This window comes from Geothrix sp. PMB-07 (genome assembly GCF_030758935.1).
Taxonomy (GTDB): Bacteria; Acidobacteriota; Holophagae; order Holophagales; family Holophagaceae; genus Geothrix.
Genome location: NZ_CP132333.1, coordinates 3,041,850 through 3,055,196 on the forward strand (window position 1 = coordinate 3,041,850; position 13,347 = coordinate 3,055,196).

Sequence of the window (13,347 nt, forward strand, 5' to 3'; positions counted from 1 at the left end):
AGGGAGCGGGTTCAGACGGGCTGTGCTCCAATAGCCTGATGAGCCGTTCCAGCGATACCACCCGGGGCGTGGGCCTCGTGGCCTTGGCGGCCCTGCTGTGGAGCTCCAGCGGCCTCTTCATCAAGCTCCTGCCCCTGGGCGCCCTGCAGATCTGCTGCGTCCGCAGCCTGATCGCCGCGTTGACCATCGCCGCCGTCGTGAAACGGCGGGGCGGCAGCCCATTTCCCCGCCCCGATGCCCTCTCCCTGGCCTGCGCGGCCAGCTACGCCGGGGTACTGGTGTTTTTCGTGGCCGCCACCAAGCTGACCACCGCCGCCAACGCGATCTTCCTGCAGTTCTCCGCGCCCATCTACCTGGTGTTCCTGGAGCCCCGGGTGACGGGCCGGGCCGTGCAGCGGCGCGATCTGACGGCGGTGGCCCTCTGCCTGGGCGCCATGACCCTCTTCTTCGTGGGCCGCCTGGGCGCGGGCACCCTGCTGGGCAACCTCCTGGGTGTGGCCACGGGCCTCTGTCTGGCCCTCTTCTCTTTGAGCCTGAAGGTGCAGCGGGAGCGCCGCCCGGGTGCAGATCCCATCGCCGCCATCATCCTGGGCAACCTACTGGTGGCCGCCCTCACCGCGCCCTTCGCCCTGCCGGGGCTGCACCCCACGCTGCCCCAGACAGCCATCCTCCTCTACCTCGGGGTCTTCCAGATCGGCCTGGGCTTCCTGCTCTTCAATGCGGGCATGCGCCACCTCACCGCCACGGCCGCCGTGGTGACCGGTACCCTGGAGGCCGTGCTGAACCCCCTGTGGGTGTTCCTGGGCCTCGGGGAGCGCCCCTCGGCCTGGGCTCTGGCAGGAGGCCTCGTCATTCTAGGGACCATCGGCTGGTACAGCCTGGGTTCCAGGGCACTTAATCGGCGCACGTCCCTGTTGTGACGCAGGTCCGGCACCGGGGGCTGGTTTAAAAACTACCTCGGGGTTATGTTTTGCCTGCGGCTCCCCCGCGGAGGTTCTTTCCATGCGCGGACCCTCAGAATCCTTCCCCCTGGACGAGGCCTCCATCCACTCGGCCCTGGCGGCGGCGCCGAAGGATGATCCGGTCCGCGTGCGGGAGATCCTGGCCAAGGCCCGGGAGATGAAGGGCCTGGCGGATCAGGACCTGCCTCCCCTCATGGCCGCCCAGGACCCGGCGCTGCTGCAGGAGATCTTCAATACCGCCCGCTGGGTGAAGGATCAGATCTACGGCAACCGCATCGTGATGTTCGCGCCGCTCTACGTGTCGAACCTCTGCGCCAACGAATGCCTCTACTGCGCCTTCCGCGCCTCCAACCGCGAGCTGAAGCGCCGCGCACTCACCCAGGCCGAGATCGCCGCCGAGGTGGACTGCCTGCTCTCCCAGGGCCACAAGCGGCTGGTGCTCGTGGCGGGCGAGGCGTATCCGAAAGAGGGCCTCGACTACATCCTGTCGGCCATCCGCACGGTCTACTCCGTGCGCCGCGGCGATGAGAACATCCGCCGCGTGAACGTCAACATCGCCCCCCTGGATGTGCCGGACTTCAAGCGGCTGAAGGACACCGAGATCGGCACCTACCAGCTCTTCCAGGAGACCTACCACCGCGAGACCTATGCCCAGATGCACCAGCGCGGCGTCAAGGCGGACTTCGACTGGCGGCTGGGCTGCATGGACCGCGCGATGCAGGCGGGCATCGACGATGTGGGCATCGGCGCCCTCTTCGGCCTCTACGACTGGCGCTTCGAGCTGCTGGCCACCCTGCACCACGCCCGCCACTTGGAGGATCGCTTCGGCTGCGGCCCCCACACCATCAGCGTGCCCCGCATCGAACCCGCGGAGGGTTCCGAAACCAGCGAACACCCGCCTCACGCCGTGAAAGACGAGGATTTCTGGAAGCTCATCGCCATCCTGCGCCTAGCCGTGCCCTACACAGGCCTCATCCTCAGCACCCGGGAGCGGCCCGAAGTGCGCAGCATCGCCTTGCAGCTGGGCATCAGCCAGATCAGCGCCGGCAGCCGCACCAATCCCGGCGGCTATGAAGAAGATATCGAGGGCGGCGCCCAGTTCTCCCTGGGCGACCATCGCAGCCTCGACGAAGTGGTGCGCGATCTGGCCGAGACCGGCTTCATCCCCAGCTTCTGCACCAGCTGCTACCGCATGGGCCGCACCGGCGTGGATTTCATGGATCTGGCCAAACCCGGCGAGATCAAGGCCCACTGCCACCCCAACGCCCTCTCCACCCTGCAGGAATTCGTCGAGGACCACGCCAGCCCCGAGACCCGCCTCGCGGCGGAGCGCCTCATCGCCGCGGACCTGGCGCAGCTGGATCCCCGGATCCGCGCCCAGTCGGAGCGCATGGTGGCCCAGGTGAAGGAAGGAGCCCGCGATGTGTTCTGCTGAGATGCAACCCGCTTCCCGCAGCATGCGGCTCCACATCGGCCTCTTCGGCCGTCGCAACGTGGGGAAATCCTCCCTGCTCAACGCCCTCACGCGGCAACAGGTCTCCATCGTCTCGGCCCAGGCGGGCACCACCACGGATCCCGTGGAAAAACCCATGGAGCTGCTGCCCTTCGGTCCCGTGCTCTTCGTGGATACGGCCGGATTGGATGATGAAGGTTTGCTGGGAGAAGTCCGCTCGGGCCGTTCCCGCGCCGTTCTCGACCGGGTGGACCTGGGCATCCTCGTGGCCGAGCGCGGTACCTGGGGGCTTTTCGAGGAGAGCCTGCTGGCGGACCTGAAAGCCCGGAACATCCCCACCGTGGTGGCCTTCAACAAGCACGACCTGCATGCGGAGGCGGACCTTCCCAGCCTGGACAGCGTCGAGGTGGTCGCCGTGTCCGCCCTGGATGGCCACGGCGTGGACGCCCTCCGCGAGGCCCTGCTGCGGGCCGCTCCCGCGGACCACTTCGATACCCGACACCTGCTGTCCGATCTGGTGCCACCCGGAGAAGTGGCGGTGCTGGTCATGCCCATCGACGCTTCGGCGCCCAAGGGTCGGCTGATCCTGCCCCAGGTCATGGCCGTGCGCGATGTGCTGGATGGCGCGGGGCTGGCCCTGGTGGTGCAGGCGCGTGAACTCTCCCGGGCCCTGTCCTCGCTGAAGGGCCTGCCGGCGCTGGTGGTGACGGATTCCCAGGCCTTCCACTCCGTGGCGCGGGACGTGCCGGATTCGGTGCCCATGACCTCGTTCAGCATCCTCATGAGCCGCTTCCACGGCAGCCTCGCCGCCCAGGTGCGCGGCACCTTCGCCATCGAGGATCTGCGCGGCGGTGACCGGGTACTGGTGGCCGAGGGTTGCACGCATCACCCCACCGAGGAGGACATCGGCCGGGTGAAGCTGCCCCGGTGGCTGACGCAGAAGGTTGGGGAGCCGCTGCGCTTCGACACCGTGCAGGGCCGTGATTTCCCGGCGGATCTCTCCCCCTACAAGCTGGTGGTGCATTGCGGCAACTGCATGGGCAACCGCCGTGAAATGCTCGCCCGCATCCACCGCTGCGATGCCGCCGGTGTGCCCATCACCAACTACGGCCTGGCCATCGCGTATTCCCTTGGCATCTTTGACCGCGCCCTGCGCCCCTTCCCCGAAGTCCAGGAGTTCCTCCATGCCCTTCGCGCTTGAGACCGACACCAGCCTTTGCCTCGACCAGGCGGGCCTTCGCGCCTGGTTGCAGGAGACCGATCCCGTCGCTCTGGAGCGACTGTGGGCCGAGGCCGACCAGGTGCGGGCCGCCCATGTCGGCGACGCCGTGCACCTGCGCGGCCTCATCGAAGCCTCCAGCCACTGCATCCAGCACTGCCTCTACTGTGGCCTGCGGGCACATTCAGAAGGGCTGGACCGCTACCGCATGGACGTCGGCGAGATCCTCACCTGCGCCCTGGAGGCGCGGCGCCTGGGCTATGGCAGCGTGGTCATCCAGGCGGGCGAGGATCCGGGCCTCACCCGGGAACACATCGCCAGCGCCGTGCGCGTCATCAAGCAACACACGCCCCTGGCCGTGACCCTCTCCCTGGGCGAACGCTGCGACGACGATCTGCGCGCCTGGCGCGAGGCAGGCGCCGACCGCTACCTGCTGCGGTTCGAGACCAGCGACCCCGATCTGTACCGCCGCATCCATCCCGGACTGCCCGGCATTGTCAGTGACCGGCTCGCGCAGCTTGAGCGCCTCCGTGCCATGGGTTACGAGATCGGCAGCGGCGTCATGGTGGGCATCCCCGGCCAGACCTGGGACATCCTCGCCGCAGACATTCTCCGCTTCCGCGATCTCGACATGGACATGGTCGGCGTGGGCCCCTTCCTCCCCAGCCCCCGCACGCCCCTGGGCCGCCCTGAGGCTGCGGCGCTCCGCGCTGATCCTGAAAATCAGGTGCCCAACGACGAGCTCACCACGCTCAAGGTGGTGGCCCTCACACGCCTGGTCTGTCCCGACGCCAACATCCCCAGCACCACGGCCCTGGCCACGCTGGACCGTGCCCATGGGCGGGAACTGGCGCTCCTGCGCGGGGCCAACGTGATCATGCCCAATGTGACTCCGGTGGAGTACCGCGCCCGGTACGAGATCTACCCTGGCAAGGCCTGCATCCATGAGACCGCCAATGCCTGTCAGGGCTGCCTGCAGGGGCGCATCCAGGCCCTGGGAAGGCGCCTGGGCAAAGGACCTGGAGGGCGGCAGAAAACGGACCTCAAAAGCTCCGCTTCAAGTGACCTCCATCACTGACCTTTCGGTCGCCAATAAGCACACTCCCAGTGCAAGCAGGCACCCGGCGGGCGGTGACCCACCCCCCTAGACCGCCCGTCGGCCCCGCCCTCGAACCCGCCCAGCTACCCGAATAAATCCCACCGGAAGCCAGGAGATCCCATGTCTCTTTCCGTGCCCGATTTCTACAGGTCCTTGGCGGATCGTGTCGCCACCACCCTGGCGGACAAGGACCTGGACCACAAGATCCTCATCCAGGTGGGTTCAGCCACCTGCGAGCATGCCGCCGGATCCCAGGTGGTGGCCGAGGAGTTCGCGCGGCACATCCGCGCTTCGGGCCGCAAGGACATCGTCGTTCACCGCACGGGTTGCACGGGGCGCTGCTCCCGGGAACCCATCGTGGGCATCCAGGTGCCGGACCAGATCCCTGTGAAATACGAACGGGTGAACCGCGACCTGGTGCACCGCATCTTCACCGAGCACATCCAGAGCCAGGCGCCGGTGGTGAAGCACATCCTCGACCACACCGGCGAGGCCCTACCCGAACGCGAGTTCATGTTCTGCGAAGGCAGCCGCTGCAAGGGTCCTGGCGCCGGGCTACGCGAGCGCTTCCAGGCCTTGCTGGAGACCCGTGGCATCGAGCCCAGCCGCGTACGCGTGGCCGCCGCCAGCTGTTTTGGCGCCTGCGGATTGTCCGAGGGAGTCCCTGCCGCGTTCGTCCTGGCCCGACCCGAGAAGGTGCTCTACCAGATCGCGACCGAGGAGGATCTGACCGCCCTGCTCGAGAGCCACATCCTCGAAGGCAAGGTGGTGGAGCGCCTGAAGGCCAAGCAGGAGCCCATCGCCCTGGAGTTCCTGGAACGCTATGGCGATGTCGCCTTCTTCAACCGCCAGAGCCGCATCGCCCTGCGCAACGCGGGCGTGGTGGATCCCGAAAGCCTGGAGGAATACGTCGGCTTCGACGGGTTCAAGGCCCTCGCCGAGGTGCTCACCCGCCAGAGCCCGGACTGGGTCATCTCCGAGCTGACCAAGGCCCGGCTGCGGGGCCGCGGCGGAGGCGGCTTCACCACGGGCGCCAAGTGGGCCCTGGCCCGCAAACAGGCGGACACCACCCGCTACATCATCTGCAACGGTGACGAGGGCGACCCCGGCGCGTTCATGGACCGCTCCATGTTGGAGAGCGATCCCTTCAACATCGTCGAGGGCATGATCATCGGTGGCCACACCATCGGCGCCCAGAAGGGCTTCTTCTACATCCGGGCCGAATACCCGCTGGCCATCAAGCGCATCCAGCTGGCCATCGACATCTGCCGGCAGAACGGCCTGCTGGGCACCAACATCATGGGCTCGGGCTTCGACTTCGACCTGGAGATCCGCCTGGGTGCTGGGGCCTTTGTCTGCGGCGAGGAGACGGCCCTCATCCGCTCCATCGAGGGCGAGCGTGGCCAGCCCAAGGTGCGGCCCCCCTACCCCACCGACCGCGGTCTATGGGGCCATCCCACCGTCATCAACAACGTGGAGACCTTCGCCAACATCTCGGCCATCCTGCGCTTCAGTGGCGACTGGTATGCCCGCATCGGCACCGAGAAGAGCGGCGGCACCAAAGTCTTCGCCCTGGCCGGCAAGGTCAAGCACACGGGCCTGGTGGAAGTGCCCCTGGGCACCACGCTCTCCCGCGTGGTCAACGAGATCGGCGGCGGCGTCTCCGGCGGCAAGGCCCTCAAGGCCATCCAGACCGGCGGCCCTGCGGGCGGCTTCATTCCCGCCTCCATGCAGGACATGGAAGTGGACTTCGAGCCCCTGCAGAAGGCGGGCTCGATCATGGGCTCGGGCGGCATGATCGTCCTCAGCGAGGACGACTGCATGGTCGACATCGCCAAGTTCTACATGGCCTTCAGCCAGGAGGAGAGCTGCGGCAAGTGCACGCCCTGCCGCGAGGGCACCACGCGCATCCTGGAGATCCTGGAGCGCATCACCCAGGGCAAGGGCGAGCTGGAGGACCTGGACAAGCTGCACCGCCTGTCCCGGCTCTGCCAGCGCACCAGCCTCTGCGGCCTGGGCCGCGCCGCACCGAATCCGGTGCTCAGCAGCCTCAAGCACTTCCGTGAGGAGTTCCTGGCCCACATCCAGGACAAGCACTGTCCGGCGAAGAAGTGTGTGGCCCTGATCCGCTACGAGATCAACGCGGAGAAGTGCATCGGCTGCACCATCTGCGGCCGCAACTGCCCGGTGGAGTGCATCAGCGGCGCCCGCAAAGAGGCCCATGTCATCAACCAGGACGTGTGCATCAAGTGCGGGAACTGTTTCGACGTCTGCAAGTTCGCTGCGATTGATCGGGTGTAGGAGCTTGCCATGTCCCAGATGATCAGCCTCAAGATCGACGGCGAAACCATCCTGGTGCCCGAGGGCACCACCGTCATGGATGCCGCTGAGCAGATCGGCATCCACATCCCCCGCCTCTGCTACCACCCGGACCTCAGCCTGGAAGGCAACTGCCGAGTGTGCGTGGTCGCGGTGGAAGGCTTCGACCATGGCCTGGCCTCCTGCGCCACCAAGGCCTGGGAAGGCATGGAAGTGCAGACCAACAGCCCCATGATCCGCCAGGCCCGCCGCGACATCGTGGAGCTGCTGCTGGACAACCACCCGAAGGATTGCCAGACCTGCGACCGCGACGGCAACTGTGAGCTGCAGAACCTCTCGTACCGCATGGGGGTGCGCGAGCGCCACTTCGAGGGCAAGCGCAAGCAGTTCCCCATCGACAACACCAGCGCCTCCGTGGTGCGGAACGCCGAGAAATGCATCCTTTGCGGCCGCTGCATCCGCGTGTGCGGCGAGGTGCAGGGCGTGTTCAACCTGAGCCAGCACGGCCGCGGATTCCACACGGTGGTGGGCCCGGCCAACCTGGCCCCCATGGATGAGAGCACCTGCATCCAGTGCGGCCAGTGTGTGAGCGTCTGCCCCACGGCCGCCTTCATCGAAAAGGACGGCACCGAGAAGGTGTGGAAGGCCCTGGGCTACCGGCGCAGTGAAAAGCACGTGGTGGTCACCACCGCCCCAGCCATCCGCGCGGCCCTGGGCGAGGCCTTCGGCCTGCCTGTGGGCACGCCGGTCACCGGCAAGATGGTCACGGCCCTGCGCCGCATGGGCTTCGACGCCATCTTCGATGTGAACTTCAGCGCCGACCTCACCATCATGGAAGAGGCCCACGAGCTGTTGCACCGCCTGGAGAATGGCGGCCCCCTGCCCCTGCTGACCTCCTGCAGCCCCGGCTGGGTGAGTTTCCTGGAGAAGTTCTATCCAGAACTCATCCCCCACATGTCGAGCTGCAAGAGCCCGATGCAGATGCAGTCGACGCTCATCAAGACCTACTACGCCCAGCAGAAGGGCATCGACCCCAAGGACATCTACGTCGTCTCCGTCATGCCCTGCGTGGCCAAGAAATTCGAGGCTGCGCGGCCTGAACACGTGGTGGATGGCTTGCCCACCACGGATGCGGTCATCACCACCCGCGAGCTGGCGCAGATGATCAAATCCTACGGCATCGATTTCCTCAAGCTGCCCGACAGCGAGTTCGACCACCCGCTGGGCGCCTCCAGCGGTGCCGCCGACATCTTCGGCGCCACGGGCGGCGTGATGGAGGCGGCCCTGCGCACGGCGGCCTTCAAACTCACGGGCCAGAACCTGGGCAACCTCGATCTCACCATGGTGCGCAGCGCCAACGGCCAGATCCGCGAGGCCTCCATCCACCTGGCTGGCAAGACCATCAACGTGGCCGTGGCCGATGGCCTCCAGAACGGCAAGATCCTGCTGGACGCCGTGAAGCGCGGCGAGAAGGATTACCACCTCATCGAAATCATGGCCTGCCCGGGCGGCTGCATCTGCGGCGGTGGCCAGCCGTACCCGCGCATGGGCACCTACACCCTGGATCGCGGCCTGCGCGCCGCCCGCGCCAAGGCCCTCTACGACATCGACGCGGCCAAGACCATCCGCTGCAGCCACGACAACCCCGATATCCAGAAGCTCTACGCCGATTTCCTCGGCGAGCCCCTGGGCCACAAGGCCCATGAGCTGCTCCACACGCACTACACCGCCCGCACGCCCCGGGGGATCCGATGAGCGACTGCAGCCACTGCCACACCGACAACTGGGAAGAACTCGAGCGCAGCTACCGCGCCATGCTGCCCGAGGATGTCCTCGCCTTCATCGATGCCAACCGCACCAAGGAGCACAGCGAGAGCATGCTCATCGCCACGCTCCACATGGTGCAGGGGCACTTCGGGCACCTCGGCCCTGGCCATCTGGAGGCCGTCGCCCAGCTCATGCAAGTGCCCCTCGCCAAGGTGACGGGCGTGGCCACCTTCTACCACTACTTCCGCCTGCAGCCCCGGGGCAGGTACCTCATCAACGTCTGCCTGGGCACCGCCTGCTACGTGAAGGGCGCCGAGAAAGTGGCCCAGAAGCTCATGGAAGAACTGGGCATCCACTTCGGCGAGACCAGCAAGGACGGCATCTTCAGCCTCGAGAGCACCCGCTGCGTCGGCACCTGCGGCCTCGCCCCCGTCGTGATGATCGGCGACGAGGTGCATGGGCCGCTCACCCCGAGCCAGGTGCCTAACCTGCTGGAGAGCTACCTGGCCCGCGCTGCGGAAGACCTCGTGGCCGATCACACCGATCGCTGAAGGCGGGCCATGGAAAACCCTCTTCGCGACGCCCAGATCGTCCGCGCGTTCCTCGACGCGACCATGGTTCCCGACCCCGTGGCGGCCTCGGCGTTCCTCGCGCCAGGGGCTTCCATCACCTTCACGGGAGGGCGTGCCTTCGAGCATGCGGCCGACATCGCCTCCTTCAATGCCCAGCGGTACCGATGGGTGAAGAAGCGTCAAACCCGCACGGACGTGGCGCCGGGCCAAGACACCACTGTGGTTTACAACACCGGCACCCTTTACGGCGAATGGCCCGACGGCACGCCCTTCGAGGGCAACCGCTACATCGACCGGTTCGAAGTCCGGGACGGACTCATCATCAGCATGGAAGTCTGGAACGACAGCGCGGAGCGGCTGTTGACCCTGCACCGCATCCAGGCCTGTTCCGCAGCATCTGGCAAGGGGTTCTAAACTTCTGAGGCCAACCGGTAGCTCCGACCCGGATTCCAAAACGCATCTTGTTTTATACAATTGCTGTAAATAGGATGGTAATAAAACTTGGCAAGGCTCTTCAAATGAATAACCCTGTTAGCTGATGCCCTTGGCCGTGGGTGGCTGCGCATCACAAGCGGGAGTGTTCATGAAGCGCTTCACCCCTTCCCTGCTCCTGGCAGCGCTCCTTGGAGGCTCGCCGCTTCCGGGGCAAACCGCCCGCGCACTCTCCACTGGAGGAAAACCCCAAGCTCCGCCGGAAGTGACGGATGAGGCCGGAAAAGCCATCCAGCAGGAGTTGTCCGAACCCTTCTGTTATTTCATGGTCCCCACGGATCAGCTGGGTTTCAAGAACGCGCCCAAGGCGACCATCGTGACCCACGATGGGGCCTTCGTCAGCCCCTACGGACAGCTGTCCTTCTTGGTCGGCGCGCCTGGCTCGGCACGGCCCGTCAACAAGCGGGTCAAGACGCTCCTGGACGGGCATCTCCCGGTGATCCAGTTCAGCTTCGATCGCGATGGGCTGCATTACGCCTTCGAGGCCTTCGCCACACCGGTCTCCCTGGATCCCAAGAACAACCTCATCACCTTCATCGCGTGCACCGTCAGCAATCCCGGCCCTAAGGCCCAAAAGGGGGTCATCCGCGCCCAGTTCGGAGACATCGCGCCGGAGATCTCGGTGGATCCCTTCTATGGCTGGGCGCGAGCCTATCGCCAGAACCTCAAGCAGGCGCTGGAGGCCCAGCGTTCCACCCGATGGCACACCAAGCGGTTCATGGATGAGGAAGCCTTCACCGCCGGACTCCAGAAGGCCGAATGGACCGAGGGCCGAGGCCTGCTGGGTGGGCACCTGGTCTTCTCCGGCCCCGCCGTCGGCGCCCATCCCCACCGGTCCGACGGGGCCATCCAGCGGGCGGCGGTGGACTACACCTTCGAGCTCCCAGCCAAAGGGACTCGGACCTGGCGATTCAAGATGCCCGCGGTGCCCGTGTCGCTGGCCAAGGCCGGAGCCGTGCGGGAGGTCATGGAAGCTAGCCACGACGATTACCGGGCCCGCACGTTGGCCTACTGGAAGCGGGAGATCGCCCAGGCGGACCGCTTCATGGTGGCCGATCCCAAGGTCATGGACACCTTGAAAACCAGTCTCGTCAACGATCTGATCGCCAGCGAGCTCTCCGAGGAGGGCCACGTCTACCAGCGGGTCAACAAGCTGCACTACAACTATTTCTGGATTCGCGACGCCAGCTATTTCGTGCGCACCTACGACATGCTGGGCATGCCCCTCATGGCCCGCCAGATGCTCGATTCATTCCTGGTCTGGCGGGATGGCAAGCCCGTGGCGTTCTTCGCCCCGGGGTCTCCCCAGCCGACGGGGGCCCGCCTCTCTGTCCAGGATGATTACTGGGGACAGGTGCTCTGGGCCTTCGGCGCGCACCTGCGGACCCAGCACGACCAGGCCCTGCTCGAACAGATCTACCCGCTGCTCGGCCCACACATCGAGGCCTTCGTCGCCAAGTGCGCGAAGGACCCCAGAGGACTATGGCCCGTGGCCGGTCCCTATGACAACGAGGCCATCAACGGCCACTACACCGGACACAGCTTCTGGGCTCTGCTGGGACTGAAATACGCGGTGTCCATGGCGCAGTCCATGGGCCGCGCTGACGATGCGGCCAAGTGGCAGAAGGTCCATGACGATTACTCCGCCAACTTCCTCAAGCAACTCCGGGAACTGGCCTCCCAGTCCGAGGGTTACATCCCGCCGGGCATGGATAAGGCCACCGACGGAAGCGACTGGGACAACGCCAGCGCCGGCCTCTACCCCTTCGAGGCCCTCGCCAAGGACGATCCCCTTGTCCGCAAGACCCTCGACATGGTCCGCGACTTCAACTACCGGGAAGGCGTCATCACCTACGGCGGCAACGCCTGGGTGGCCAAGCAGCGCAAGCGGGAGGGCAAGAAGGCCGCTGAAGGCACCCTGCACCACTACGAGATCTTCTCGGTCACCGAAGGCAACACCATCCTGGGCGAGCAGCGGAAGGTCGTGGAGGATCTCTATTCGATCCTGGCCCACACCGGAAGCACCCACAGCGGTTTCGAATACGGCATTCCCGCCTGGACCACCCGCGATCCAGGCGACAACTTCACCCCCCACGGGTGGTTCGCGGCCCGGTACCTGGCCCAGGTCCGGAACATGCTGGTTCGCGAGGAAGGACGACAGGTCCACCTCGCCTCGGTGCTGGCCCCCAAGTGGGCGCAGCCCGGCCAGCAAGTCCGGGTCAGCGAAGCTCCCACCTTTTTCGGCCGCGTGTCCTACACCCTGGACTGCCGCGCGGACGGCGCCACGCTGACCCTGGACAACCATTGGAAGCCCGGCGCCGGTCCGGAATCCCTGGTCCTTCACCTGCCCTGGTTCGCCAGGGTCACCTCCGCCACCATTGACGGGGTGCCGACTTCCCCTGCCTCGGGGGCGCTCGTCCTTCCGGCCGGGGTGCGCCAGGTGCAAATGACCTGGAGCCAGGCTGAGAAACCCAACCTCAGCTATGAGGAAGCCGTCCGCCTCTACCTGGAGAAGTACTACCGCCAGCCCGCGGGCGCCAACTACGACTTCCTGTTCCCGCAGCCCCAACCTGTTCCCACACCGTGATCGCCACTGGTCTCAGATTTCTGAGGCCAGCCGGTAGATCTCGGAGGCGGAAACCCCCAGGTGCTTGGCCAGGGGTTTCACCGCCTCCCGCTGAGTCATGCCCCCTTCGCGGGCGGCCAGCAGGAAGGCCTTGGCCCAGTCCGGAAGCTCGAAGCCGTCGAAGTCCGCCTCCACTTCCGTGACGATCCGCTTGGCGCTGGCCCCGGCCAGCACCAGCACCATTTCACCGCGATCCTCGCGGCCCAGCTGCACCTTCACCTGGGCGGGCGTGCCGCGGTACCAGGTTTCATGCAGTTTGGTCAGCTCCCGCCCCAGAGCGATCTCGCGGTCCGGCAGCAGATCTTCCAGATCCGACAGGGTTTCATGGATGCGATGAGGCGTCTCGAAGACCACCACCGTTTCCTCCTCGGCACCCAGCTTCTTCAGCATGGTCTTCCGTGGTTCGCTGCGGTTGGGCAGGTAGCCCCAGAAGCTGAAGGCATGGCTGGGCAGGCCCGAAGCCACCACGGCCAGCAGCACCGCCGAAGCGCCGGGCAGCACGGTCACCTTGGCGCCCGCGGCGCGGGCCGCCCGGGCGATCTCGAACCCGGGATCGTTGATGCCCGGCATGCCCGCATCGCTGCAGTAGGCCACGGTGCGCCCCGACAGCAGCTCCAGTCCCAGGCGCTCGAAGGCGGCGGCGCTGGCGTGGTCATCGAAGCGCAGCAGGGGCTTGTCGATGCCCAGGTGCTTGAGCAGCCCGCCGGTGCGGCGGGTGTCCTCGCAGGCCACCAGATCGGCCGCGGCGAGGGCCTCCTTCGCGCGATCCGTGAGGTCGCCTAAATTGCCGATGGGGGTGGGGACGAGAATGAGATGGCCAGTCATGATCCCCCCAGTC

10 protein-coding genes are annotated in these 13,347 nt (G+C 66.4%); 9 read left to right on the forward strand and 1 reads right to left on the reverse strand.

The annotated features are described in order from the left end of the window. Nucleotides 1-38 precede the first annotated feature (38 nt). From Q9293_RS13380 to Q9293_RS13420, 9 genes are all read left to right on the forward strand, one after another. Nucleotides 39-920 (forward strand): DMT family transporter, encoded by an 882-nt coding sequence (locus tag Q9293_RS13380; protein ID WP_306247308.1) that lies wholly within the window; start codon nucleotides 39-41, stop codon nucleotides 918-920. Between the two features lie 82 nt (nucleotides 921-1,002). Continuing rightward, nucleotides 1,003-2,397, forward strand: coding sequence for a [FeFe] hydrogenase H-cluster radical SAM maturase HydG (hydG, locus tag Q9293_RS13385; RefSeq protein ID WP_306247310.1), 1,395 nt, complete (start codon nucleotides 1,003-1,005; stop codon nucleotides 2,395-2,397). A 1-nt stretch (nucleotide 2,398) separates the two neighbouring features. After that, on the forward strand, nucleotides 2,399-3,616 hold the full coding sequence (gene hydF / locus Q9293_RS13390) for a [FeFe] hydrogenase H-cluster maturation GTPase HydF (RefSeq protein ID WP_372342215.1): 1,218 nt from the start codon (nucleotides 2,399-2,401) through the stop codon (nucleotides 3,614-3,616). Further along, entirely contained in the window at nucleotides 3,600-4,712 is a 1,113-nt protein-coding gene (gene hydE / locus Q9293_RS13395; protein ID WP_306247314.1) for a [FeFe] hydrogenase H-cluster radical SAM maturase HydE, read from the forward strand. The genes hydF and hydE overlap by 17 nt, the downstream gene beginning before the upstream one ends. 141 nt (nucleotides 4,713-4,853) lie before the next feature. Continuing rightward, the gene (locus tag Q9293_RS13400; protein WP_306247316.1) at nucleotides 4,854-7,034 is read left to right on the forward strand and encodes an NADH-ubiquinone oxidoreductase-F iron-sulfur binding region domain-containing protein; all 2,181 of its coding nucleotides are present in this window, start codon (nucleotides 4,854-4,856) and stop codon (nucleotides 7,032-7,034) included. A 9-nt stretch (nucleotides 7,035-7,043) separates the two neighbouring features. Further along, nucleotides 7,044-8,807, forward strand: coding sequence for an NADH-dependent [FeFe] hydrogenase, group A6 (locus Q9293_RS13405; protein WP_306247318.1), 1,764 nt, complete (start codon nucleotides 7,044-7,046; stop codon nucleotides 8,805-8,807). Continuing rightward, complete coding sequence (gene nuoE / locus Q9293_RS13410) at nucleotides 8,804-9,370, forward strand: NADH-quinone oxidoreductase subunit NuoE (RefSeq protein ID WP_306247323.1); 567 nt, start codon at nucleotides 8,804-8,806, stop codon at nucleotides 9,368-9,370. The genes Q9293_RS13405 and nuoE overlap by 4 nt, the downstream gene beginning before the upstream one ends. A gap of 9 nt (nucleotides 9,371-9,379) precedes the next feature. Continuing rightward, a complete protein-coding gene (locus Q9293_RS13415; protein WP_306247325.1) occupies nucleotides 9,380-9,805 on the forward strand; it encodes a nuclear transport factor 2 family protein in 426 nt (141 codons plus the stop codon). A 169-nt stretch (nucleotides 9,806-9,974) separates the two neighbouring features. Beyond that, a complete protein-coding gene (locus Q9293_RS13420; protein WP_306247328.1) occupies nucleotides 9,975-12,470 on the forward strand; it encodes a hypothetical protein in 2,496 nt (831 codons plus the stop codon). 12 nt (nucleotides 12,471-12,482) lie between these two features. Here Q9293_RS13420 and rsmI read toward each other — a convergent pair whose 3' ends face one another. Further along, entirely contained in the window at nucleotides 12,483-13,334 is an 852-nt protein-coding gene (gene rsmI / locus Q9293_RS13425) for a 16S rRNA (cytidine(1402)-2'-O)-methyltransferase (RefSeq protein WP_306247330.1), read from the reverse strand. Between the last annotated feature and the right edge of the window lie 13 nt (nucleotides 13,335-13,347).

Excerpts from the sequence above, each read along its gene's own strand:
- Q9293_RS13380 (WP_306247308.1), top strand. The coding sequence starts at position 39 with ATGAGCCGTTCCAGCGATACCACCCGGGGCGTGGGCCTCGTGGCCTTG.
- hydG (WP_306247310.1), top strand. The coding sequence starts at position 1,003 with ATGCGCGGACCCTCAGAATCCTTCCCCCTGGACGAGGCCTCCATCCAC.
- hydF (WP_372342215.1), top strand. The coding sequence starts at position 2,399 with ATGCAACCCGCTTCCCGCAGCATGCGGCTCCACATCGGCCTCTTCGGC.
- hydE (WP_306247314.1), top strand. The coding sequence starts at position 3,600 with ATGCCCTTCGCGCTTGAGACCGACACCAGCCTTTGCCTCGACCAGGCG.
- Q9293_RS13400 (WP_306247316.1), top strand. The coding sequence starts at position 4,854 with ATGTCTCTTTCCGTGCCCGATTTCTACAGGTCCTTGGCGGATCGTGTC.
- Q9293_RS13405 (WP_306247318.1), top strand. The coding sequence starts at position 7,044 with ATGTCCCAGATGATCAGCCTCAAGATCGACGGCGAAACCATCCTGGTG.
- nuoE (WP_306247323.1), top strand. The coding sequence starts at position 8,804 with ATGAGCGACTGCAGCCACTGCCACACCGACAACTGGGAAGAACTCGAG.
- Q9293_RS13415 (WP_306247325.1), top strand. The coding sequence starts at position 9,380 with ATGGAAAACCCTCTTCGCGACGCCCAGATCGTCCGCGCGTTCCTCGAC.
- Q9293_RS13420 (WP_306247328.1), top strand. The coding sequence starts at position 9,975 with ATGAAGCGCTTCACCCCTTCCCTGCTCCTGGCAGCGCTCCTTGGAGGC.
- rsmI (WP_306247330.1), bottom strand. The coding sequence starts at position 13,334 with ATGACTGGCCATCTCATTCTCGTCCCCACCCCCATCGGCAATTTAGGC.